Origin of the sequence: Paraburkholderia sp., from assembly GCF_035948235.1 — a bacterium.
GTDB lineage: Bacteria > Pseudomonadota > Gammaproteobacteria > Burkholderiales > Burkholderiaceae > Paraburkholderia.
The window spans coordinates 15757-36674 of record NZ_DASZJJ010000246.1; the positions used below are offsets into that span (position 1 = coordinate 15757).

A 20918-nucleotide genomic window follows, 5' to 3' on the forward strand; every position below is an offset into this window, starting at 1 on the left:
CGGCCGCTGCGGCGGCGCGCACCCTCCTCTTCGTTTCACTGTGCCAAGGAGGCCCCACATGACCGGTTCCATCGGTTCCAGCAACCTCACCCGTCCCTCGTCGCTCGAGCCGCTTGCGAATAATCGCAACTCGAAACCCAGCGGCCTGCAGCAACCGGCTGGCAATTCGTCGGCCCGCCCCGAGACCGTGCAACCGACTCCGGTCGGCCCGCTCGGCCATACCATCAACACCACTGCATGACCGCTGCGTCGATTGTCGTGTCGTACTCCCAGGTAATGTCCAGGCTGACTGCCATGCAACTTTCCAATGGCCTCGCGCGTACCGCGTCAGCCCTTTTGCTCGCCAGCCTCGCGCTGCCGCTTGACGGCTGCGCAGTCGTGGCATTCCCCTGCCGTGTCGTCTCAGCGACGCTGAAGGTCGTGCCCGTCGTCGGTCATCCGGCGGCGATCCCCTTCGACGCGTGCGCGGCGGCAGTCGATTAAGCGGAGCTGCATCATGAAACGGGCGTCGTGGTTTGTCTGCACGTCAGGAGCAATCGGCGCGCTCTGCGCCAGCATGCTCGCCATGCCGGTGTGCGCTGCGGCTGCAGGCACTGCGGCGTCCGTTATTGCGCCCGCTGCCACCCAAAACGCGCACAAGGCCGAGCTTGAGCAAGCCCAGCAAAAGTCGGCGAATCCGCCGCCATCGCATGCGGCATCATCTGCGCCGTCGCAACGTCGTGCTGCGGCCGCGCGCACACGTGCCGCCGTGCAGAACGATACGCCGTTCTCGTTTCGGGGCATCTCGCTAGGCATTACGCTCAATGCGCTGCGCGAGGCGAACATGATCCGCGCCACGCCGCACGAGAGCACGCTGGTGTGCGAAACCGACGTGGCCGGCGGCGACATCGGCATGATGCTCAAGAGCTATGCGAGCCCGACCATCGCCTGCCGCTGGGCGCATCGCACCTCGAATGGCTGGTCGCCGTCGCTCGCGGTCGTGGCGGGCGCGCCGGCCGTGGACCATGTGCTGCGTTTCGCGCACGACGCGCCCGGCGAGCCGCTGCGGCTCTACGAAATGTCCTTCGTGGTGGACAGCATGACGGCGTTCGATCTGCGCGATCTGTTCGCGGCGCGTTACGGCAAGCCGAGCATGCGCGGCACCACCGACGTACCGCTGCTCGTGTGGGACAACGCTTCGAGCACGATCACGATCTGCGTGCTGCCCGATGGCGGACATGCCACGCTCACCTATCTGCTGAAACCACCCAGCCCGCGCCCCAAGGGCTTCGAGCGCGCGTTGAAAGTCAGCCAGTTCGACGAAGGCTGACCACCGTCTGGCCGATAAACCGAGCCCGCCACCAACGCGTATCCCGACGAAAATGATGAAATCTTCCCGCGCTCAACACCTTCCGATTACATCGGATTCCTTATTTTTTGTTACGAACCGGAAGGCCGCGAAATATTCCTGGCCTTCCGTGCTTGCGGGCGCAGCATTTGCGCTGTCGCTCGCGGGTTGCGCCACGCCCGATTCGATTGTCGATACGCCAATGTCGCCGCCACTCGCCGAAGCGCCGCTCAACGTGAACACGAGCGGCTCGATCTATCAGGCAGGCACGTCCATCGCGCTGTACGAAACACCGCGCGCCCAGCACATCGGCGAAGTACTGACGATCCGCCTGTCGGAAACCTATACCGGCAACGACACGGCCTCCGCCGCCGCCAAGCGTTCGAGCGACATCACGGCGACCGCCGCCGATCAATCGACCGGCACGGCGGCGCGTCTCGCGCGCCTCTTCAATATCGGCTCGGCCTCGACCAGCTTTGAGGGCAGCGGCAGCCACACGCTTTCCAGCGGGATGAACGGCACGCTGGCCGTGACCATCATCAGCAAGACGCCCACGGGCAATCTGGTGGTGTCCGGCGAAAAGATCATTGCGATGAGCGGCGAGCATCAGCGCCTGCGCCTGTCGGGTATCGTCAATCCCAACGACGTTGAGGCCGACAATTACGTGGATTCGGGCAAGATCGCCAATGCGCGCATCGAGGAAGTCGGCCATGGCATGCTCAACGACGCCACCACCGTGGGCTGGCTGCAACGCATGTTCCTGAGTGTGCTGACGTTCTGAGTGATTACCGATTCTGAACAGACGTAAAAAAGGGCGGATCGCTTCACAGCGAACCGCCCTTTTTTCTTATTCGTCTTCTATCTTTACCTCGTTTTTATATTCGCCCTTGTACTCGCTGTAGCGCTCCGCCACGCCCACTTCTCCATCTGGCACGAATACATAACCGTGGCCCCAGACTGTCTGTAGATAGCGCGGTTCGGACGGATCGGTTTCGATCAGCCGGCGCAGACGCCAGATCGCCACATCCAGGCTGCGGTTGCGGTAGCGCCCCGCTTCGCCATAAACGATTTCGATGATCTGCTCGCGCGAAAGAATCGTCATCGCGTGATTCACGAACAGCTTCAGAAACGCGAATTCGCTCGAACGCAGCGGGATGCGTTCCTCGTCGCGATAGAGTTCGCGCGAGCGGAAGTCCAGCTCGAACGGGCCGAAGCTGAACGACGCGCGGCTCTCTGGCGCGCCCGTGGCGCTCGCCACGCTGCGACGGCGCATTACCGTGCGGATACGCGCGGCCAGTTCGCCCGGATCGAAGGGCTTGCCCACGTAGTCGTCGGCGCCGAATTCCAACCCCAGCACGCGATCGATGACCTCGTTGCGTGCCGTCAGCAGGATCACGGGCAGATCGTCGCCGCTCGCGCGCAATTCACGCAAGGCGCTGATGCCGTCGACCTCCGGCATCATGATGTCGAGCACGACAACCTGAGGCCGCTCCGAACGAAGCTTGTTTTGCAGGGCGCGCGCCGACGGCAGCGCGGTGACGGTGAAGCCGCGCATCTGGAGATACTCGGCAGTGACGTCGCGCACGACGGGATCGTCGTCGACGAGGAATACGTTATTGGTCATGCGCAAATCGTAAGGGACACGCCACGCGTGGCAAAGACCCCTTACCTTCCCATTCCTTTCCTGAATTACGCGGCGAGAAAGATTACTGGCCGCTCGAAGCCTGCTCGAATGTGCTCGCGAGGCGCGTCTGATCCACCACCATGCTGTCGATCAGGCCCTGAAGCTTCACAGTCGCGCTGGAATAGCGGTCCGTACTCAGTCCGTGCACCTCGTAGCGCGCCGTCACGGCGATACGGTTATGCAGGAAGATCGTCATATTGATGGTGGAAAGATAGGCCTTGCTGTCGTCGCTAAAGGTCGGGCGGCCAAATTCGATCGACGCGTTATAGACCAGCCTGCCCGCGCAATTGGCCGGCTCCGTGCCGGGACTATAGAGATCCGAGCGCACGCCGCGCTGCGCGAGCGCATATTGCAGCGAGGGCACGAAATCGGCGGCCGTCACCATCGGATTGATTTCGATGCAGACGTCGGTGAGATTCACGGGCCGTCCCGTCACGAATTTCGGCGACGAGTAATTCGAGGCGACCGCGTAACCGGCCTGAATCACCGAACCGGTGGCGTCGGCGGCCGTGATCAGCGTCCACGCGCAGCCATTGAGTGCGAGCGGCGCGGCGAGCGCGACGACGCAAAGTGAGGAGCGGATAACGTTGAGCATGGCGGCAGAGGCAGAACGCGTCGATGGGCTGCACGGCGCGCGCATTGATGTGGCGCGGACGGCAGGACTCGACGTGCATCATCGCGGCAACGGGCGATAAGCGATGGCGCAGATATCGGCCAATGTTGAAAGTGGCTTCCCAGTTCTTCGCAAATCTCCCCTGAAGTAAGCAGTTTTGCGCCGCGTTGGCGTTGCGTGCGTTATCCGGCACGGTATCGCAAGCGAAACACACACTTCATCTCTTACCACTCACACCCCATTTGAAATGATTCGTAAGCGATTCAGCAATCGCCCCGTTGAGCGAGGCTTTGTGTTGAGGACGCTGCGCTATCGTTTTCCTTGCGGCGCAGTGCGCCGTGGCGACGCCGGACGAGCCGCCTGTCGTCCCCTGCCATTTCAACATCATCGTGTCCGCCATGAACCGAGAACTGACCAACCGCGCCGAATCTTTCCTGCCTCGCGGCCTCAGCGCCGCCGCGCTCGCACTGTTCGCTACGCTCGCCGTTTCGAGCGCAGCGCAGGCGGCAAGCTTCCATTGCCCGCACAACGCCTCGGCGTCGGAGCGCATCGTCTGCACCGACCCGACGCTGTCTGCGCTCGACGACAAGCTCGCCGCGCTCTATAAAACAGCGGTCGACGCCACGCCGGACGCCACCGCGCTCGAAGCCGATCGCGTCACGCAATGGCAATGGCGCCAGCACAATTGCAAGGACAAGGCTTGCGTGACGGACTGGTATAACCGCCGCATCGCCGAACTCGAAGGCGATTACAAACACGGCCAGCAAGCCACCGTGCAACGCGTGAAGGATGGCGTCGCCGATCAGCATCTGGCGCCGACCGCGCGTGACGCCGTGCTGGAAATGAAGGGTATCGAGCCCGCCGTCAAGCGCACCGACGCTAAACACGACGACGCAAAGCACAACGACGCCGAAGCCAACGCCGAAGCGCTGCGTCTGCGCAAGATGCCGAGCGGCGTCGCCGCCGACGCGCGCCAGAAGCGCATCGCCGACGCACTCGCCAAGCACATTCCTGCCGCCGTGCCGGCGCCGTCCGCATCGAATGCGCAGGCCAACGCCGCGTCGAGCAAGGCGATTGCGAACGCAACGAGCGTGGCGTCGATCGACGAAGTCATCGCACAGGCGAAGGACAAGCCCGTCAAACAGGTATCGGGTGCGACCCCGGATGCAAAGACGGCTGCGCAAACGCCGGTTCAGGAAGCCGCTGTCGCGGTGAAGTAAACAACCGGACATGCCGCTGTTGTGGCCCGTTTGTAAGCGAAGGTAAGAATTAGTCACACCGGTGCTATTCATCGAAACGTCGACATCAAATAAAATTTCACGATGAGTCCACACGTTCTCATCGTCGACGACGATCCGGTCGTGCGCGATCTTCTTTCCCGCTTCCTGCGAACCCACGGCTTCCAGACATCGGTCCTGCACGAGGGCACCCACCTCGCGCGGCGGCTCGAGCTCGAACGGCCTTCGGTCATCGTGCTCGATGTCATGATGCCGGGCACCGACGGGCTGCGCACGCTTGCCGCGTTGCGCGCGCAAGGCGACGACATTCCGGTGATCTTCGCCTCCGCGCGCGGCGCGGTGACTGACCGCATCGCCGGGCTCACGCTCGGCGCGGACGACTATGTCGCCAAGCCCTTCGATCCGCAGGAACTGCTGCTACGCATCCAGACGGTGCTGCGCCGTCATGGCGCCGTGCCGCCTAGCGCACCGGAAGCGCGCGAGCGCTGCCAGTTCGGTCCGTTCGAACTGGACTTCGCCACACGTGCGCTGCTGCGCGAGGGCGAGCGCGTGCCGCTACGCGACAGCATCTTCGCTCTCCTGAAGATTTTCGCGCGCAACCCCTACCGCGTACTCTCGCGCGTGCTGATCCACGATCTGCTGCGCGAAGACGGCGTGCCGTTCAACGACCGCAGCCTGGACGTGCCGATCTGGCGTCTGCGCCGTGTGATCGAAGACGATCCCGCACAGCCGCGTTTCGTGCAGACCGTGCGCGGCAAGGGTTATGTGTTCGTGCCGCTGCGCGAAGACGATATCGATAGCAACGGCGTGGCCGATGCTGCACACGCCGGTTCATGAACAATCCGTTGAATACGCTGTTTGGGCGCATGGCCCTGATGTCGGCGCTCGTGCTGTTTATCGTGCAGGCATGCTGGTTCGTCATATTCGCGCCGCAGCCACGCCGCCATGAGGTCGAGGGTTTCGAGCGCGGTCTGCTGCTGATGCTGCACGCCGCCAACGGCTCCGCGCCCAATGAAGTGGAACTGGCGCCGGCGTTGCGCGTGCATCTCGTGCCCACCTGGAACATGCCCGCCGATGTGAATCTCGAAGTGCCCACGCGCGAGCCGCTCGCGGATCTGCGCAAGCAGTTGCTGCGGGATCTGCCGGCAGGCACCGAAATTCTCGCGGATATGCGCCATCAGCGCGGCGGCGCGTTATGGGTGCGCTTTACGGGCCACCCCACGTGGATCGTCGCGCCCGTCGATCTGCCGCCGCCGCCCAACATTCTGCCGGTTGCCGCTGGCCTGCTCGCCATGTCGCTGCTGGTCGCGCTGCTCGCCGTGTGGCAGATGCAGCGTCCGCTCTCGCTCGTCGCGCAGGCGGCGCGCGCGTTCGGCGGCGGTCATCGGCCCGAGCCGGTGAACGAACAGGGGCCGCGCGAACTGCGTGAGTTGATTGGCTCGTTCAACCGCATGATGAAGCAGCTCAACGAAGCCGACGACGATCAGGCCGTCATGCTGGCCGGCGTCGCGCACGACCTGAAATCGCCGCTTACGCGTATCAAACTGCGCGCGTCGATGCTGGGCTCCGACCTCGAACGCCAGCAGCTTTATCGCGAAGTCGATTCACTCAACGACATCGTCCAGCAGTTTCTGGAATTCGCGCGCCAGCGGCCCGAATCCGGGCCTGAAGTGGAAGTGGATGCGCTGCTGCGCGAGCAATATTATTCCGACACCGGCAGCGACGAAGACGTGCTTTTCAGGCTCGATCTGCGCGCGGGGCCGGCGTTCCGCATGCCGCGCACCTTGCTGGACCGGCTGATTTCGAACCTCGTCGATAACGCGCTCGAACACGGCGTGCCGCCTGTAGAGATCGCGACGCGCCGCGAAGGCGCGCAATGGATTATCGAAGTACGCGACCACGGCCCAGGTATTCCCGCCGACCGCGTGGCGGCGGCGATCAAACCATTCGTGCGCCTGGACGAAGCGCGCGGCGGCGAAGGCCATTGCGGCCTGGGACTCGCGATCATCACGCGTCTGGTGCGCAATCAGGGCGGCCAGTGCGATCTATCTAATCACCCCGAAGGCGGCCTGCGCGTGCGCATCGCGCTGCCCGCGCTCTAAGCGCCCTCTCCTGCAGTCCCCCTGCTCACTTACACCACGAGGCGGCCGCGCAAGCGCCCCACTGTCACCGAATCGAGACCCAGGCCGTTCTGCAGGTAACGATTGATATCGCCGAAGCTTGATTGCAAGGCATCGCAGGCGGCCTGCAGATAACTCGCCTGCACGGGCGGCGTGAGATTCTGCGAATCGATCGCGCTCGAGCGCCACGCATTCGTCAGAAGAAAATCCTGCACGACGATTTCGAGCGGCACGTTCGCGATCAGCAACAGCAGCGCCGACGCCCAGCCCGCCACATCGACTCCGTTACCGCCAACGATCAATTGCGGCCCCGGCGCCTGAGCAATTTGTTCGAGCAGCGAGCCGTAGGCGATGCATTGCATACGCCCCGTCACCAGTTCGCGCCATTGCGCCTGCATCGCCGCATCCAGCTCATTCGCCGAATAGCCCGCGAATGAGCGCGGCGTGGGCTCGCCCAGCACGTTGAGCGAGACGCGGTTCGCACTCGTCAGCATGATATCGGGCGTGCTGTCGTTCTCGGCGGGCGTGCGCAGATCGTAGACGCAGGCGAACGCCATGCGCTCGAGCGTCACCGCATCCGTCGTATTGGGCGTGAGCGCGTCGGAGCGATACAACAGTGCGCGACGCACGTGCGCGCCGTCGCTCGTCGAATAACCGGGCGACGCGCCGCCAATGTCGCGGAAATTCGCAACCGAATTCACCACGGGCGTGGGCGCGAACTGCGGCCCCGTGCCATCCGAATAGTCCCCGCCACATGCGCTCAAAAGCGTGCTGGCGCAACCACCCAGCGCCAGCACGCTCATCGTGCCCTTTAGCAGCCGGCGGCGCGGCGGGCTGGCCAGCGTCCCTGCGGCGCCGCGCGCGGCAGGTGTGATGCCACTGGACATGGCGCCCTGCAAACCTTTGCGCAAGTGTCTGAACGAAGGAGAACTGGCGGAGAAAGGAAGCGTCATTGATAGAAAGCGAGTGAGGGGTGCTCGCGTTCCGGCGAGCACGCGGCGGCCATGCATTTCATGCCACACGCGTAAAAATTGGAAAGCTGAAGTTTACCGGCAGACGGGACTAAAAAGGTTACATCGCAAGACTCCGTAATAATCCGTATTACCTTGCATTGCGCCGCAAACGCCGGGCGGCGACATCATGCCGCGTCATAAAGGCCGCGTCACGGGCGTTTTCGCACACAATTATTTCTATTCCTTTCCAATTCGGCAGACCCGGAAAGTTTGCATGAAACACCTTGTTTGCTCGCGCCTTAGTGGGCTTGGGACGAAGCGAAAACCCCTTGATTTCATTAACGAAACTTCCAATTACTTCCAAAATATTATTCTTGACGCTCAATCTGCCGCTTCTATAATCGCCCGTGAAATTCAGGCATGGACGCCACGCTGTCGCGGCAGCGGACTATTGCCCATGGGAGTGCAACGTCATGTACAAAGGCAGTGTCACAGAAGAGGCGCGCGAGGTCATGCGCGCGATCGAACTGATCCAGCTTGGCGCACGCATGCCGGTACTGGAAAAAGAGCTCAATCTTTCGCGCAATCGTTTGATCAGGCTCTATCGCGAGCTCAAGGATGCATCGCCACCCAAGGGCATGCTGCCGTTTTCGGCAGACTGGTATTTCACATGGCTGCCCAATATTCACGCCTCGCTGTTCTACAACATCTTCCTGTATCTCCGGGATGAGGCGAAATGCAGCCGGCTCGACGCGCTCACGCGGGCGTACCGGCTCTATCTCGAACATTGCGACTGTGCAGAAACCGAACGCGTGCTGAGCTTCACGCGCGCGTGGACGCTGCTGCGCTTTTTCGAAGGCGGCCTGCTGACCCTGACGCGTTGCGGCACCTGTACAGGCCGTTTTGTGCGCCCGGTGCGCGAAGCCAACAAGCCCTACACCTGTTGCGTCTGCGCGCCGCCCTCGCGCGCGGGCGTAACCCGCGCCGTGCTGGAGAGCCGCAGTCTGGAAAGCGCCGCGAATTCGCGTGCCGGCACGGATATGGCGCTGCTGCCCACGCCTCACGCGGCCTGATCTCCTCGCCCGATCGACACACGCGGCTCTACACGTCGCTGTATTCCACGTCGTCCAGCGCGGCGCGAATGGCGCCCGCGCCTGGACCGCACACTGATTCGCCATCCTGATCGATTGACGATGCCGCTCGGAATATCGTGCATTTCCATGCCTTATTCGCGAGGCACTGTGGCGCTCCGGCATGGGAATATCGGGGCGTCGCGATAAAGCGATGAATTAGAAGAGGTGAAAAATGGAAATCGGCAGTTTGGCGACGACCGCGGGCGACGGCGCCGCGTACACCCGCAACAGTCACGCGGATGTCACGACCACCACACAAAACGGGGTAGCAAAAACAGACGCGAGTGGCACTGGCGCGCCAGCGACGCAGGACGATGCGGTGGAAATTTCACCGCAGGGTTACGCTGCGGCGTCGGATGACGCATCGACGGACACATCGACCGATGCTTCCACCGACGCTGCAACAGACACATCGACTGACGCAACAGCTGACGCAACGACCGACGCAACCACGGCCGCGTCAACCGACCCGTCAAGCGATGCTGGAGAGAGCATGGAACAGGCGAACGCGCAGCCAATGCGCTCGCTGGTCTATGGTGCGCTGGGGCTGGCGCGGCCCGACCAGCCGCCCGACCCCAACCACGCTTATTCGATCGGCCGATGGCTTGCCGCGGGCATCACCATCGGCGGCCTGATTTCGATCTTTATCTGAACGAGGCGAATCGCCGCCTCATTTCAGAGCAGTCGCTGCGTGGGATGCTTCGCCAGAAAACGACGCTGGCGAAGATAACCCACTGCAGCGAGCGCCGCGCAGCAGCCAAGCGTGGCAACCACCTCGCGCCGGTGATCTTCGCTGAGCACCATCACCACGAAGGCGCCGCCAATCAGCAGCACCACCAGCACGCCGAGGAACGGATGCAGCCACATCCTCACCTTCAACGGCCCGGCGGCAACCAGGCGCCTGTGCAGGCGCAACTGGCTGACGGCAATCACGAGATACACGAGCAAGGCGATCGCGCCCGTCGTCGACAGCAAGGCATCGAAAACATACTTGGGCGCCAGATAATTTGCCCCGCAAGCCAGAAACGCCACGAGACTCGACGCCATCACCGCGCGCGCCGGTACGCCGTTGGCGGTCGTGCGCGTAACAAAGCGCGGCGCCTGACTTCTGCGTCCCAGCGAATACATCATGCGCGACGCCGTGTAGAGCGCTGAATTCAGGCAGCTACCGACCGCGACCAGAATCAGGCCATCAGTAATCAGTTGTGCATAGGGAATGTGGAAGCTGCGCAGCACGGCTTGATACGCACCCAGGCGAGTCAGATCGGGATCGTTCCATGGCACCGTGCAGATGATGACCAGCACCGAGCCGATGTAGAAAAGCGAAATACGCCACACCACCGACGTAATCGCGCGGCCAATTTCTCTGGCGGGGTTTTCCGATTCAGCAGCGGCAATCGTGACCACTTCGGTGCCTAGGAACGTAAACATCGTCGTCAACAACGCGCCGACGATCGGCGCCATGCCGCGCGGAATAAAGCCCCCGTGTGCAGTCATGGTTTGCCACGGCGCGACACGCACAGACGGCAGCAGGCCTGAAATCGCGGCAATGCCGCAGCCGATGAAGAGCACAATGCCGCTCACCTTGATAATCGCGAACCAGAACTCCAGTTCGCCGTAGTTCTTCACACTCGCAAGATTGGCGACAGTGAGCGCCGCCGTCACCAGCACGGAAAGCTGCCAGACCGGCACATCGGGCACCCAGCCGTTCAGGATATGAGCGGCGGCGGTCGCTTCCAGCGGCACCACCAGCACCCAGAACCACCAGTACATCCAGCCGATCGTGAAGCCGGCCCATGAGCCGATCGCCTTGTCCGCATAGGTAGAAAACGATCCGGAATCGGGCATGGCGCAGGCCATCTCGCCGAGCATGCGCATCACCGTGACGACCAGCAGGCTGCCGAACACATAGGCGAGCACGGCGGCCGGTCCCGCTTCGGCAATCGCGTGCCCCGAACCGACGAAGAGTCCCGCGCCGATGCTGCCGCCGATCGAAAGCATCACGACATGCCGCTGCTTGAGGCCATCGGCCAGCCGGTGCGAAGCCGGGCCTGCGCCAGCGCGCGGCCCGGCATTTTCGAAACCGGCGGTTGCGCCATCGATCAAGCCAGGTTGCCCATCAATCTGTCGCATCTGTCTTCCTCCGTGTTTTTCGGGGACATCGTCAGACATTCGTCTGATCGCTTTCATCATCCGGAGCCAAAAACGGCCGATATAGAACCGTTCCGACCGTCCGTATAACGGTTGCGACAGCCCTGCGCCGTCCGCCCCGCTCCACCGTACCCCTGCGCCAACCCAGCTCGTAAACCCTTATTTTTGCTCCGTCTAATTCAAACCTATACTCCGTCTACAATTTGTATACATCGATGTTTGACGTCGGAATACCGGACGCCAACCGACGGTCTGGAAGACGCCGTCGCGCTGTATGGGCCCGAAGGACGGCGCATGAAGCTGATGCGCAATCGCCCGAAGGTGTAGTGGGTTTGATTGGAATTAAAAATGCAAACGGTTACCTCGCTCCCCGCGGACGACAGGATGTGTGGCTGGTATCACACGAGTCGCGCGCGCACACCCAAGGCCGGCCACACGGGCGAAACGAAAGCCCGCTGGGCCGTGATCGGCGCCGGTTTCACGGGACTTGCCGCAGCCCGGCAGCTCGCCCTGAATTTCCCCGACGATGAAGTCGTGCTGGTCGAAGCCCAGGAAGTGGGCTATGGCACTTCCGGGCGCAATGCCGGTTTCGCGATCGATCTGCCGCACGACATCGGCGCGGACGATTACATCGGCGACATCGACACGGCAAAGACCACGCTCAAGCTCAACCTGCTCGGCCAGACCATCCTGCGCGAGCTGGTCAGCGAGCACGGCATCGATTGCCATATGAGCGCTTGCGGCAAATATCAGGCGGCCGTGGAAGAGCGCGGCGTGGCCGTGCTCGACGCCTATCGCCGTGGCCTCGACAAGCTGGGCCAGCCGTATGAAGTGATCGATGGCAAGGCGCTGCCGGAGCATATCGGCACGTCGTTCTATCGCAAGGCGTTGTTTACGCCGGGCACGGTGCTGGTACAGCCTTCTGGCCTCGTGAAAGGTCTAGCCGATTGCCTTCCGCCCAACGTTAAGCTGTACGAAAAAACACCGATCACCGAGGTGGAATACGGCGAGAAAATCGTACTGGCGCATCGCAATGGCCGCATCGTGGCCGACAAGCTGGTGCTGGCGAATAACGCGTTCGGCATGCGCTTCGGCTTTCTTGAGCGCACGATGCTGCCGGTGTTTCTCTACGCTAGCCTCTCGCGAGCGCTGACGGCGTCCGAGCAGGCCGAACTGGGCGGCAAGCCGTTCTGGGGCGTGATTCCCGCCGATCCGTTCGGCAGCACGCTGCGCCGCACGCACGACAACCGCATCCTGGTGCGCAACAGTTTTTCGTTCAATCCAGACGGCCGTCCCAAGGAGCAATACCTCGCCCGCTTCGCGGACCGCCATCGCCTGTCGTTCGAACGGCGCTTCCCGATGCTGCCGCAAGTCGATTTCGAATACACCTGGAGCGGCTCGCTCGCACTCTCGCAAAACCACAAGGGCTTTTTCGGGCAACTCGCACCCAACGTTTATGGCGCGCTGTGCTGCAACGGCCTGGGCATCACGCGCGGCACGGTGACCGGCACGCTGCTGGCCGACTGGCTTGCCGGCAAGCCCAATGAACTGACGAATTTCCTGCTTGAAACCTCCGGGCCGAACAAGGCGCCCCCCGAGCCGTTCCTCTCCATGGGCGTCAACGCAACGCTCTGGTGGGGGCAACGCAAGGCAGGACTGGAGAGCTGATTCAACCGGTTCAACTGATTCGCAAATCGACTGCGATGGAACGCGATAAATCGGCATGGACGTAGACAGACCGATCGCATCTCATACGAAGTACAGGACGCAGCGAACGTGGTTCGGACCACGAAACATAGCGTCCCATTTCATGGAAGGAGACTGGCAATGTCGAACAATCATGTATCCATCGAGGACGTCCCGCTCAATGGGTTCCATCAGTTGCTGACCATCCGTTCGAGCGGTGGCTGGCTCATGGATGGCTATGTCCTGAGCATCATCGGCGTGGCGATGGTGCAGTTTTCCGCCGCGCTCGGTTTGACGAGCTTCTGGGAAGGCATGGTGGCCGCTTCGGCGCTCATCGGCATCTTTGTGGGTGGCTTTGCGGGCGGCTGGTTGTCCGACCGGCTCGGCCGCCAGAAGCCTTATTTTTTCGGGCCAGTCATCTTTTTCGTGTGTTCGCTCGCGCAACTCTGGGTGCACTCCGGCGAGGCGCTTTTCGTGCTGCGTTTTCTGATTGGCATTGGCGTGGGCATCGAATATCCCGTGGCCGGTTCGCTGCTGGTCGAATTCATGCCGCGCAAGTACCGCGGCCCGCGTCTGGCGATGCTGACGATCATCTGGTTCCTTGGCGCGGCGCTCGCTTATATCGTCGGCAATCTGATTCTGGGCAGCGGCGCGCCCGACGCGTGGCGCTGGGTGCTGGCGAGTCCCGCCGTGATCGGTCTCGCGCTGTTCGTCGTGCGCATCGGCACGCCTGAATCGCCGCGCTGGCTGCTCAGCAAAGGCCGCCGCGCCGAAGCCGATGCCATCATCAAAAAGGTCTACGGTCCGTCGTTCTCGCTGAAGAATCTGCCCGAGGAAACCGCTGAAAAGAAGGTCTCGCTGTGGGCGCTGCTGCACTCCGGTTATGGCAAACGCATGTTGTTCGTCACGGTGTTCTGGAGCTGCTCGGTGATTCCGGTGTTCGCGGTCTATTCGTTCGCGCCGCGCGTGCTCGAAGCGCTCAATCTGACCGGTCGGTGGGAGTCGTTTGGCTCGGTCGCCATCACGTTGCTGTTCGTGGTCGGCTGCATCATCGCCACACGCATCATCAATGTGATCGGTCGCCGCGCGATGGTAATCCACAGCTTCCTGTGGTCGGCGCTCGCACTGCTCGCTCTGGGCGCCTGCTCGAACGGCGCGGCAATTCTGATTCTCGTGCTGTTCGGCGCGTATGCGGTGTTGATCGGCGGCGCGCAGGTGCTGCAACTCGTGTACCCCAACGAAATTTTCCCGACTGATATTCGCGCCTTCGCAGTAGGCATGGGCGCGTCGCTTTCGCGTATTGGCGCTGCGATCGGAACGTGGCTCGTACCCATCGCGCTCAACAGCGTTGGCATCGGCAACACCATGTATGCGGCAGCCGCGGTGTCGTTCGTCGGTCTGGCCGCCTCGCTTGCCCTCGCGCCGGAAACGCGCTCGCTGAGCCTGCAGGAAGCCGCATCGCTCAATCACTGACCTCTCATGGTTATTTTCACGGAACACTCATCATGAACTTCGAAGGCATCTATACCCCCGCCATCACGCCCCTCGACGCCGCTGGCCAGATCGACAAAAAGGCCTTTGCCGACGTACTCGAATCGCTGATCGCAGCCGGCGTGCACGGCATTATCATCGGCGGCTCGACGGGCGAGTATTACGCCCACACCGCGCAGGAGCGCTTCGATCTGGGCAGCCTCGCGAAAGAAGTGATCGGCTCGCGCACGTCACTGATTATCGGCACGGGCGCTGTGCGCACGGAAGATTCGGTCGAGTACGCGAAAGCCGCCAGGGCCATCAAGGCCGACGCGATTCTCGTCGGCTCGCCCCCCTATGCCCTGCCGACCGAGCAGGAAAATGCTGAGCACGCGCTCGCCATCGATCGCGCGGCAGACCTGCCGGTCATGCTGTACAACTACCCTGGCCGCATGAGCGTGTCGATGGGCCGCGAGTTTTTCCGCACTGTGACTGCAGCGTCGAAGAACTTCGTCGCGATCAAGGAAAGCTCGGGCCAGACGGGCCAACTGCACATGCTGGCGCGCGAATTCCCCAATCTGGCCGTGTCGTGCGGCTGGGACGATCAGGCGCTGGAGTTCTTCGCCTGGGGCGCGCGTAGCTGGGTTTGCGCCGGCTCCAACTTCCTGCCGGCCGAGCATATCGCGCTCTATCAGGCGTGCGCCGTCGAAAAGGATTTCGACAAAGGCCGCCGCATCATGTCCGCGATGCTGCCGCTCATGGACTTCCTTGAAGAAGGCAAATTCGTGCAGTCGATCAAGCATGGCTGCGAAATCATCGGCCTGCGCAGCGGCGGCGTGCGCGCACCGCTCAAGGGCCTCAACGACGACGAGAAAGCGCGCCTGCAAACCATCGTCGCCGAACTCAAGCGCGAAGTCGCATCGGTTGCCAGAGGCCAGCACTGATGGCCGACCTGCTCTCTGCGCAGCAATACGCCGCGCTGGCCGCGCAACTGGAGTTGCCAACCCAGGCCTTTATTGACGGCAAATTCCAGCCATCCGCTTCGGGCGAAACGTTCACGACCACGAACCCGGCCACGGATGAAGTGCTCGCGGAGATTTCCGCGTGCAACGCAGCCGATGTCGATAGCGCGGTCGCCAGCGCCCGAGCCGCGTATCAGGATGGCCGCTGGCGCAACCTGCCGCCCTCGCGCCGCAAATCGATCCTGCTCAAATTCGCCGATCTTCTCGAAGTGCACGCGCACGAACTGGCGACCATGGAGAGTCTTGACAGCGGCAAGCCGATCCGCGAATGCCAGAACACCGACGTGCCCGAGACGATCCATACGATTCGTTGGCATGCCGAACTGATCGACAAGATCTACGATTCCACCGCACCGGTCGGGTCGGCCGCGCTCTCGCTGGTGGTGCGCGAGCCGATTGGCGTGGTCGGTCTGGTGCTGCCATGGAATTTCCCGCTGCTGATGCTGGCGTGGAAAATCGGCCCGTCACTCGCGGCAGGCTGCTCCATCGTCGTGAAGCCCGCGAAGGAGACCACGCTCACCGCGCTGCGCGTGGCGCAACTCGCGCACGAAGCGGGCGTGCCTGCGGGCGTGTTCAACGTGTTGCCCGGCGGCGGCAAGGAAGTGGGCGAGCCTTTGGGCCTGCACATGGACGTCGATATGGTGAGCTTCACCGGCTCCACCGCGACGGGCCGACGCTTCCTGCACTATGCCGCCGAGTCCAATCTCAAGCGCATTGTGCTAGAGTGCGGCGGCAAAAATCCGGCCGTGGTGCTCAAGGATGCGGACGACCTCGATGCCGTCGCGCAGCACGTCGTCAACGGCGCGTTCTGGAATATGGGCGAAAACTGCTCGGCATCCTCGCGTCTGATCGTGCATGCCGACATCAAGGACGCCCTGCTCGAACGTATCGGCGTGCAGATGCGCGAATGGAAGATGGGCGATCCGCTCGATCCGGAACACCGTATCGGCGCAATGGTCAGCAAGGCGCACTTCGAGAAGGTGCGCTCGTATCTGGAGCAGGCGCAGACGGAGCAACTGCATGTTGCTTTCGGCGGCGACACGGAGCGCGGGATTTTTGTGGAGCCGACCGTGGTGGATGGCGTCGGCGCGAAGAGCCGTCTGTTTCAGGAGGAGATCTTCGGCCCGGTGCTGTCCGTCACGACCTTCAGGGATATCGACGAAGCCATCGAGCTGGCCAACGACTCGGTCTATGGTCTGGCCGCTTCGGTCTACACGGGCAACCTGAACCATGCGATCCGCCTGTCGCGTGAAATTCGCGCGGGCGTCGTGACGGTCAATTGCTTCGGCGAAGGCGATATTACGACACCGTTCGGCGGCTACAAGGAATCGGGTTTTGGCGGGCGGGACAAATCGGTGTGGGCGCACGACCAGTACACCGAGATCAAAACAATCTGGATCGACGTACCGGCGTGAGCATGAGCGCGTAGAGAACACGGCAGGCACGCTGGCGAATATGAATCATCAAAGCAGGTTCGAGGTATGAAAAGCAAGGATACGGCCACGCTCATAGGGCTGGTTGCGATCATGTTGTGGGCATCGATCGTCGCCCTGATTCGCGGCGTCAGCGAAAGTCTGGGCGCAACCGGCGGCGCGGCCATGATGTACACGGTCGCCTCCGTCTTTCTTGCGCTGACCGTAGGCTTCCCCAGGCTCAGGCAATTTCCGCGCAATTACCTGATCTGGGGCAGCGTGCTATTCGTGGCCTACGAACTGTGTCTTTCGCTGTCGATCGGGTATGCCCATAACGGCAGGCAGGCCATCGAAGTCGGCATGGTCAATTACCTGTGGCCGACTTTCACGCTGGTGTCGGCCATCGTGTTCAACAAGCAGAAGGCCAATTTGCTTGTCGTGCCCGGCTTTGTGCTGTCGATGATGGGTATCGGCTGGGTGCTTGGCGGCGATCAGGGCATCGATCTCGCGGGCATGCTGGCGAACGTCAAGGATAATCCGCTGAGCTACGGTCTGGCCTTCAGCGGCGCGTTGATCTGGGCGGCGTACTGCACGGTGACGGCGCGCATCGCCAACGGCAAGAACGGCGTCACGCCGTTCTTCATGCTCGTGTCCATCGTGCTCTGGCTCAAATATGCGATCGAGGGCGGCGGCGCGATGAGCTTCGACATGCACGCGATGATTTATCTGCTGCTGGCCGCCGCGGCGATGGGCTTCGGCTACGCGGCCTGGAACATCGGCATTTTGCACGGCAACGCAACGGTGCTCGCCGGCGCTTCGTATTTCATCCCCGTGATTTCCGCGGCGCTTGCGGCCACGTTGCTGCACGCGCCACTTTCCGACGCGTTCTGGCATGGCGCGATGATGGTCTGCGCTGGATCGATTCTTTGCTGGATCGCCACCCGCTCTCGTGGCACGGGAAAGGCTGCGCCGAAGCCGGCGCAAACCGCTTCCAAACGAATTGGGGAGCGAGTCTGACCGTCACGGGCAGGCGGCCGGGCGACGCCCGTCCAGCGCGCCTTGTGGTGGTTTTTCATTCGGCGATTTATAGTACACAAAAGGTAGACAGAGAATCCCGATGAAAACGAACCCCGACGAATCCCCGATCGACAGCAACGCCCCCCTCGACCGCAAGGCCGTACTAGCCGAAACCTTGCGCCGCCGCATCGTCAGCATGGAGATGAAGCCGGGCGCGGTAGTGGACGAACTGGCCCTGTGCGACGAATTCGGCCTGTCGCGCCCTCCCGTGCGCGAACTCATGCGCCAGATGGCCGCCGAGGGCTATATCGAACTGGAAGCCAATCGCGCCGCGCGGGTTTCGTCGATGAATTACCACTCGCTGCGCAGCTTCTTCCTGGCCGCGCCGCTCATTTATGTCGCGACGACGCAACTCGCGGCGGCCAACGCCACCTCTGCCGACGTGGCGAAGCTGCGTGAAATCCAGAAGTGCTTCCGCCAGGCCATCGACGCGCACGACGTGGAAAATCGGGTTTTCTATAACGACCAGTTTCACCTCGAAATCGGCAATATGGCGCAGAACGATTATTTGATGCCCAGTCTGCGCCGCCTGTTGATCGACCACGCACGCCTTGGCAAGACGTTTTATCGCTACCCCGCCAGCGAAAACATGCAGCATGAAATGCATCAGGCGGCGGATCAGCATGACGAAATCATCGACGCCATCGAGCGCCGCGACACGGAACGCGCGGGCGAACTGGTGCGAGCGCACTGGGAACTGTCGCGCCGTCACATGACGGACTACGCCATTCCGGAAGGGCTGGAAGTGCCGCTGAGTCTTGCCTGATTCGTTGGCAACCGGCGCGTTCATGCGCCGGTTTATTTCCTGCAATTGCCATGCAATACAAACATAGGATTACGAACTGAAATGCAATTCCCCGGCATCGTCGTTTATCCCTTATTTTCATGCATCACCTGACCTTTCCTGACCAGACGGAATCGCGACAGCCGATTCGCTTCGGCATCGTCCTGCTGCCCAATTTCACGCTCACGGCGTTTTCAGGATTCGTCGATCTGCTGCGTCTGGCCAGCGACGAAGGCGATATGAGCCGCCCCGTGCGATGCAGCTGGACGATCGTTGCGGAATCGCTCGCCCCAATTCGCGCGAGTTGCGGCATTCAGGTGACGCCGTGGGCAACCTTCGACGATGCTGGCAACTTCGACTATCTGCTGGTCGTGGGCGGTTTGCTCCATTCCGGGCCGTCTGCCGGCGAAGCAACGCTACGCTTTATCCGCACCGCCGCGGCAAGCGGTGCAACGCTCGTGGGCATCTGCACCGGCGCTTTCGCGCTGGCCCGCGCCGGCGTCATGGAAGGCTATCGCATCTGCGTGAGCTGGTTTCACTATTGGGATTTTGTCGAGCGCTTTCCCGCCATTCCCGAATCCAGCCTGATCGCAGACCGGCTGTTCGTGATTGACCGGCGGCGCATCACCTGCTCGGGCGGACGCGCGTCCATCGACGTCGCCGCCGCAATTCTTTTGCGACACCTGGATGCCGCCATCGTCCAGAAAGCGCAGCGCATCCTGATCGTCGACGACGCTCAACGCGGCAACGCGCCCCAGCCATACCCGCCGGGCCTCGATCCTGCCTCTCACCCCAAGGTGCGACGCGCCATCCTCATCATGGAGCAGCACATCGCGAATCCGCTGCCGCTGACCGAACTGGCACGGCGCGTGGATACCTCGGTGCGGCAACTCGAAAGATTGTTCATCGCCGAGACCGGCAAATCCCCCAACGTATATGGCCGCCTGATGCGCGTGCGCATGGCCGCGTGGATGCTGACCGGCTCCGACCGGACCGTTGCCGATATCGCCATGTCGTGCGGCTTCTCCGACGCCTCGCATCTTGGACGGGAATTTCGTAAGGAGTTCGATGCATCGCCCAGTGCGTATCGAATCGCGCAACCGCTTGTCGACGAGCCCGCTGCATGTGAGGGCTAAGCGCAATCCCTGCCGATTGTCGCAAACGTTCTATCGCGCCGGTTGGACTTGTTTTTAAATGGCTGCGAATCACCGCGCACCTGGGACAGCGCTGGAACCTGAGAGCCCAACCTGCCGACATCGCCGCAATCCGCTGCGGCCCTGCACACTGAATCCGGAAAAGACATGTTCAAACGAGCCGTCTCAACCATCGCCAAAGTCGATCCCGAACTGTTCGCCGCGATCGAACTCGAGAACCGCCGTCAGGAAGATCACATCGAACTGATCGCGTCGGAAAACTACACCTCGCCCGCCGTGATGGCCGCGCAGGGTTCGCAGCTCACCAACAAGTACGCCGAAGGCTATCCCGGCAAGCGTTACTACGGCGGCTGCGAAAACGTCGACATCGTCGAGCAGCTCGCGATCGACCGCGTGAAGGCACTGTTTGGCGCCGAAGCCGCCAACGTGCAGCCGAATTCGGGTTCGCAGGCCAACCAGGGCGTGTTCTTCGCCGTGCTCAAGCCGGGCGACACCATCATGGGCATGAGCCTGGCCGAAGGCGGTCACCTCACGCACGGCATGGCGCTGAACATGAGCGGCAAGTGGTTCAACGTCGTCAGCTACGGTCTGGACGCGAACGAAGACATCGATTACGAAGCGCTCGAAAAGCGCGCGCACGAAACCAAGCCGAAGCTCATCATCGCGGGCGCATCGGCATTCGCGCTGCGCATCGACTTCGAACGTATCGCCAAGGTTGCGAAGGCCGTGGGCGCGTACTTCATGGTCGACATGGCGCACTACGCGGGCCTGATCGCCGCGGGCGTCTACCCGAACCCGGTGCCGCACGCCGACTTCGTCACCACGACCACGCACAAGAGCCTGCGTGGCCCGCGCGGCGGCGTGATCCTGATGAAGGCCGAGCATGAAAAGGCCATCAACTCGGCGATCTTCCCCGGCATCCAGGGCGGCCCGCTGATGCATGTGATCGCCGGCAAGGCAGTGGCGTTCAAGGAAGCGGCATCGCCGGAATTCAAGACCTACCAGCAGCAAGTGGTCGAGAACGCCCGCGTGCTGGCTGAAACGCTGGTCAAGCGCGGCCTGCGCATTGTTTCGGGCCGCACGGAAAGCCACGT

The 20918-nt window shown here is 62.3% G+C and carries 21 protein-coding genes; 17 read left to right on the plus strand and 4 right to left on the minus strand.

The features are described from left to right. Positions 1-58: 58 nt before the first annotated feature. The 4 genes from VG320_RS21550 (at position 59) to VG320_RS21565 (ending at position 2108) form a co-directional block, all read left to right on the plus strand. A complete protein-coding gene (locus tag VG320_RS21550; RefSeq protein WP_327202095.1) occupies positions 59-241 on the plus strand; it encodes a hypothetical protein in 183 nt (60 codons plus the stop codon). 53 nt (positions 242-294) lie between these two features. Beyond that, entirely contained in the window at positions 295-483 is a 189-nt protein-coding gene (locus tag VG320_RS21555; protein WP_327202096.1) for a DUF6726 family protein, read from the plus strand. A 13-nt stretch (positions 484-496) separates the two neighbouring features. Continuing rightward, positions 497-1309, plus strand: coding sequence for a hypothetical protein (locus VG320_RS21560; RefSeq protein ID WP_327202097.1), 813 nt, complete (start codon positions 497-499; stop codon positions 1307-1309). A 148-nt stretch (positions 1310-1457) separates the two neighbouring features. After that, complete coding sequence (locus VG320_RS21565) at positions 1458-2108, plus strand: flagellar basal body L-ring protein FlgH (protein ID WP_327202098.1); 651 nt, start codon at positions 1458-1460, stop codon at positions 2106-2108. A gap of 66 nt (positions 2109-2174) precedes the next feature. Here VG320_RS21565 and VG320_RS21570 read toward each other — a convergent pair whose 3' ends face one another. Together VG320_RS21570 and VG320_RS21575 are read right to left on the minus strand one after the other, a co-directional pair. Beyond that, positions 2175-2951 carry a response regulator gene (locus VG320_RS21570; RefSeq protein WP_327202099.1) on the minus strand — a complete coding sequence of 259 codons (777 nt, stop codon included), beginning with the start codon at positions 2949-2951 and terminating at the stop codon, positions 2175-2177. An 82-nt stretch (positions 2952-3033) separates the two neighbouring features. Further along, the gene (locus VG320_RS21575) at positions 3034-3606 is read right to left on the minus strand and encodes a hypothetical protein (protein ID WP_327202100.1); all 573 of its coding nucleotides are present in this window, start codon (positions 3604-3606) and stop codon (positions 3034-3036) included. Between the two features lie 416 nt (positions 3607-4022). Here VG320_RS21575 and VG320_RS21580 point away from each other — a divergent pair, with 416 nt between their 5' ends. From VG320_RS21580 to VG320_RS21590, 3 genes are all read left to right on the plus strand, one after another. After that, positions 4023-4844, plus strand: coding sequence for a hypothetical protein (locus VG320_RS21580; protein WP_327202101.1), 822 nt, complete (start codon positions 4023-4025; stop codon positions 4842-4844). Between the two features lie 102 nt (positions 4845-4946). After that, positions 4947-5699, plus strand: coding sequence for a response regulator (locus VG320_RS21585; RefSeq protein ID WP_327202102.1), 753 nt, complete (start codon positions 4947-4949; stop codon positions 5697-5699). Continuing rightward, positions 5696-6964, plus strand: a complete 1269-nt coding sequence (locus tag VG320_RS21590; RefSeq protein ID WP_327202103.1) for an ATP-binding protein — start codon at positions 5696-5698, stop codon at positions 6962-6964. Before VG320_RS21585 ends, VG320_RS21590 begins: the two co-directional genes overlap by 4 nt. A gap of 29 nt (positions 6965-6993) precedes the next feature. Here VG320_RS21590 and VG320_RS21595 read toward each other — a convergent pair whose 3' ends face one another. Continuing rightward, positions 6994-7869 carry a tyrosine-protein phosphatase gene (locus VG320_RS21595; RefSeq protein ID WP_327202104.1) on the minus strand — a complete coding sequence of 292 codons (876 nt, stop codon included), beginning with the start codon at positions 7867-7869 and terminating at the stop codon, positions 6994-6996. A gap of 539 nt (positions 7870-8408) precedes the next feature. Here VG320_RS21595 and flhC point away from each other — a divergent pair. Beyond that, a complete protein-coding gene (gene flhC, locus VG320_RS21600; RefSeq protein WP_327202105.1) occupies positions 8409-9008 on the plus strand; it encodes a flagellar transcriptional regulator FlhC in 600 nt (199 codons plus the stop codon). Between the two features lie 232 nt (positions 9009-9240). Then, positions 9241-9720 (plus strand): hypothetical protein, encoded by a 480-nt coding sequence (locus VG320_RS21605; RefSeq protein ID WP_327202106.1) that lies wholly within the window; start codon positions 9241-9243, stop codon positions 9718-9720. Between the two features lie 23 nt (positions 9721-9743). Here VG320_RS21605 and VG320_RS21610 read toward each other — a convergent pair whose 3' ends face one another. Next, on the minus strand, positions 9744-11201 hold the full coding sequence (locus VG320_RS21610) for an amino acid permease (RefSeq protein WP_327202107.1): 1458 nt from the start codon (positions 11199-11201) through the stop codon (positions 9744-9746). A gap of 366 nt (positions 11202-11567) precedes the next feature. Here VG320_RS21610 and VG320_RS21615 point away from each other — a divergent pair, with 366 nt between their 5' ends. The 8 genes from VG320_RS21615 to glyA all read left to right on the plus strand — a co-directional run. Beyond that, positions 11568-12887, plus strand: coding sequence for an FAD-binding oxidoreductase (locus VG320_RS21615; RefSeq protein ID WP_327202108.1), 1320 nt, complete (start codon positions 11568-11570; stop codon positions 12885-12887). A 159-nt stretch (positions 12888-13046) separates the two neighbouring features. Continuing rightward, on the plus strand, positions 13047-14378 hold the full coding sequence (locus VG320_RS21620) for an MFS transporter (protein WP_327202109.1): 1332 nt from the start codon (positions 13047-13049) through the stop codon (positions 14376-14378). Positions 14379-14410: 32 nt separating this feature from the next. Beyond that, complete coding sequence (locus VG320_RS21625) at positions 14411-15319, plus strand: dihydrodipicolinate synthase family protein (protein ID WP_327202110.1); 909 nt, start codon at positions 14411-14413, stop codon at positions 15317-15319. Beyond that, a complete protein-coding gene (locus tag VG320_RS21630) occupies positions 15319-16812 on the plus strand; it encodes an aldehyde dehydrogenase (protein WP_327202111.1) in 1494 nt (497 codons plus the stop codon). Before VG320_RS21625 ends, VG320_RS21630 begins: the two co-directional genes overlap by 1 nt. A 66-nt stretch (positions 16813-16878) precedes the next feature. Then, positions 16879-17826, plus strand: a complete 948-nt coding sequence (gene yddG / locus VG320_RS21635; RefSeq protein ID WP_327202112.1) for an aromatic amino acid DMT transporter YddG — start codon at positions 16879-16881, stop codon at positions 17824-17826. 100 nt (positions 17827-17926) lie between these two features. Next, on the plus strand, positions 17927-18652 hold the full coding sequence (locus tag VG320_RS21640) for a GntR family transcriptional regulator (protein WP_327202113.1): 726 nt from the start codon (positions 17927-17929) through the stop codon (positions 18650-18652). Positions 18653-18771: 119 nt separating this feature from the next. Then, complete coding sequence (locus VG320_RS21645) at positions 18772-19806, plus strand: GlxA family transcriptional regulator (RefSeq protein ID WP_327202114.1); 1035 nt, start codon at positions 18772-18774, stop codon at positions 19804-19806. 165 nt (positions 19807-19971) lie between these two features. After that, positions 19972-20918: serine hydroxymethyltransferase (gene glyA / locus VG320_RS21650; protein WP_327202115.1), on the plus strand; the 947-nt coding region annotated here is incomplete at its 3' end.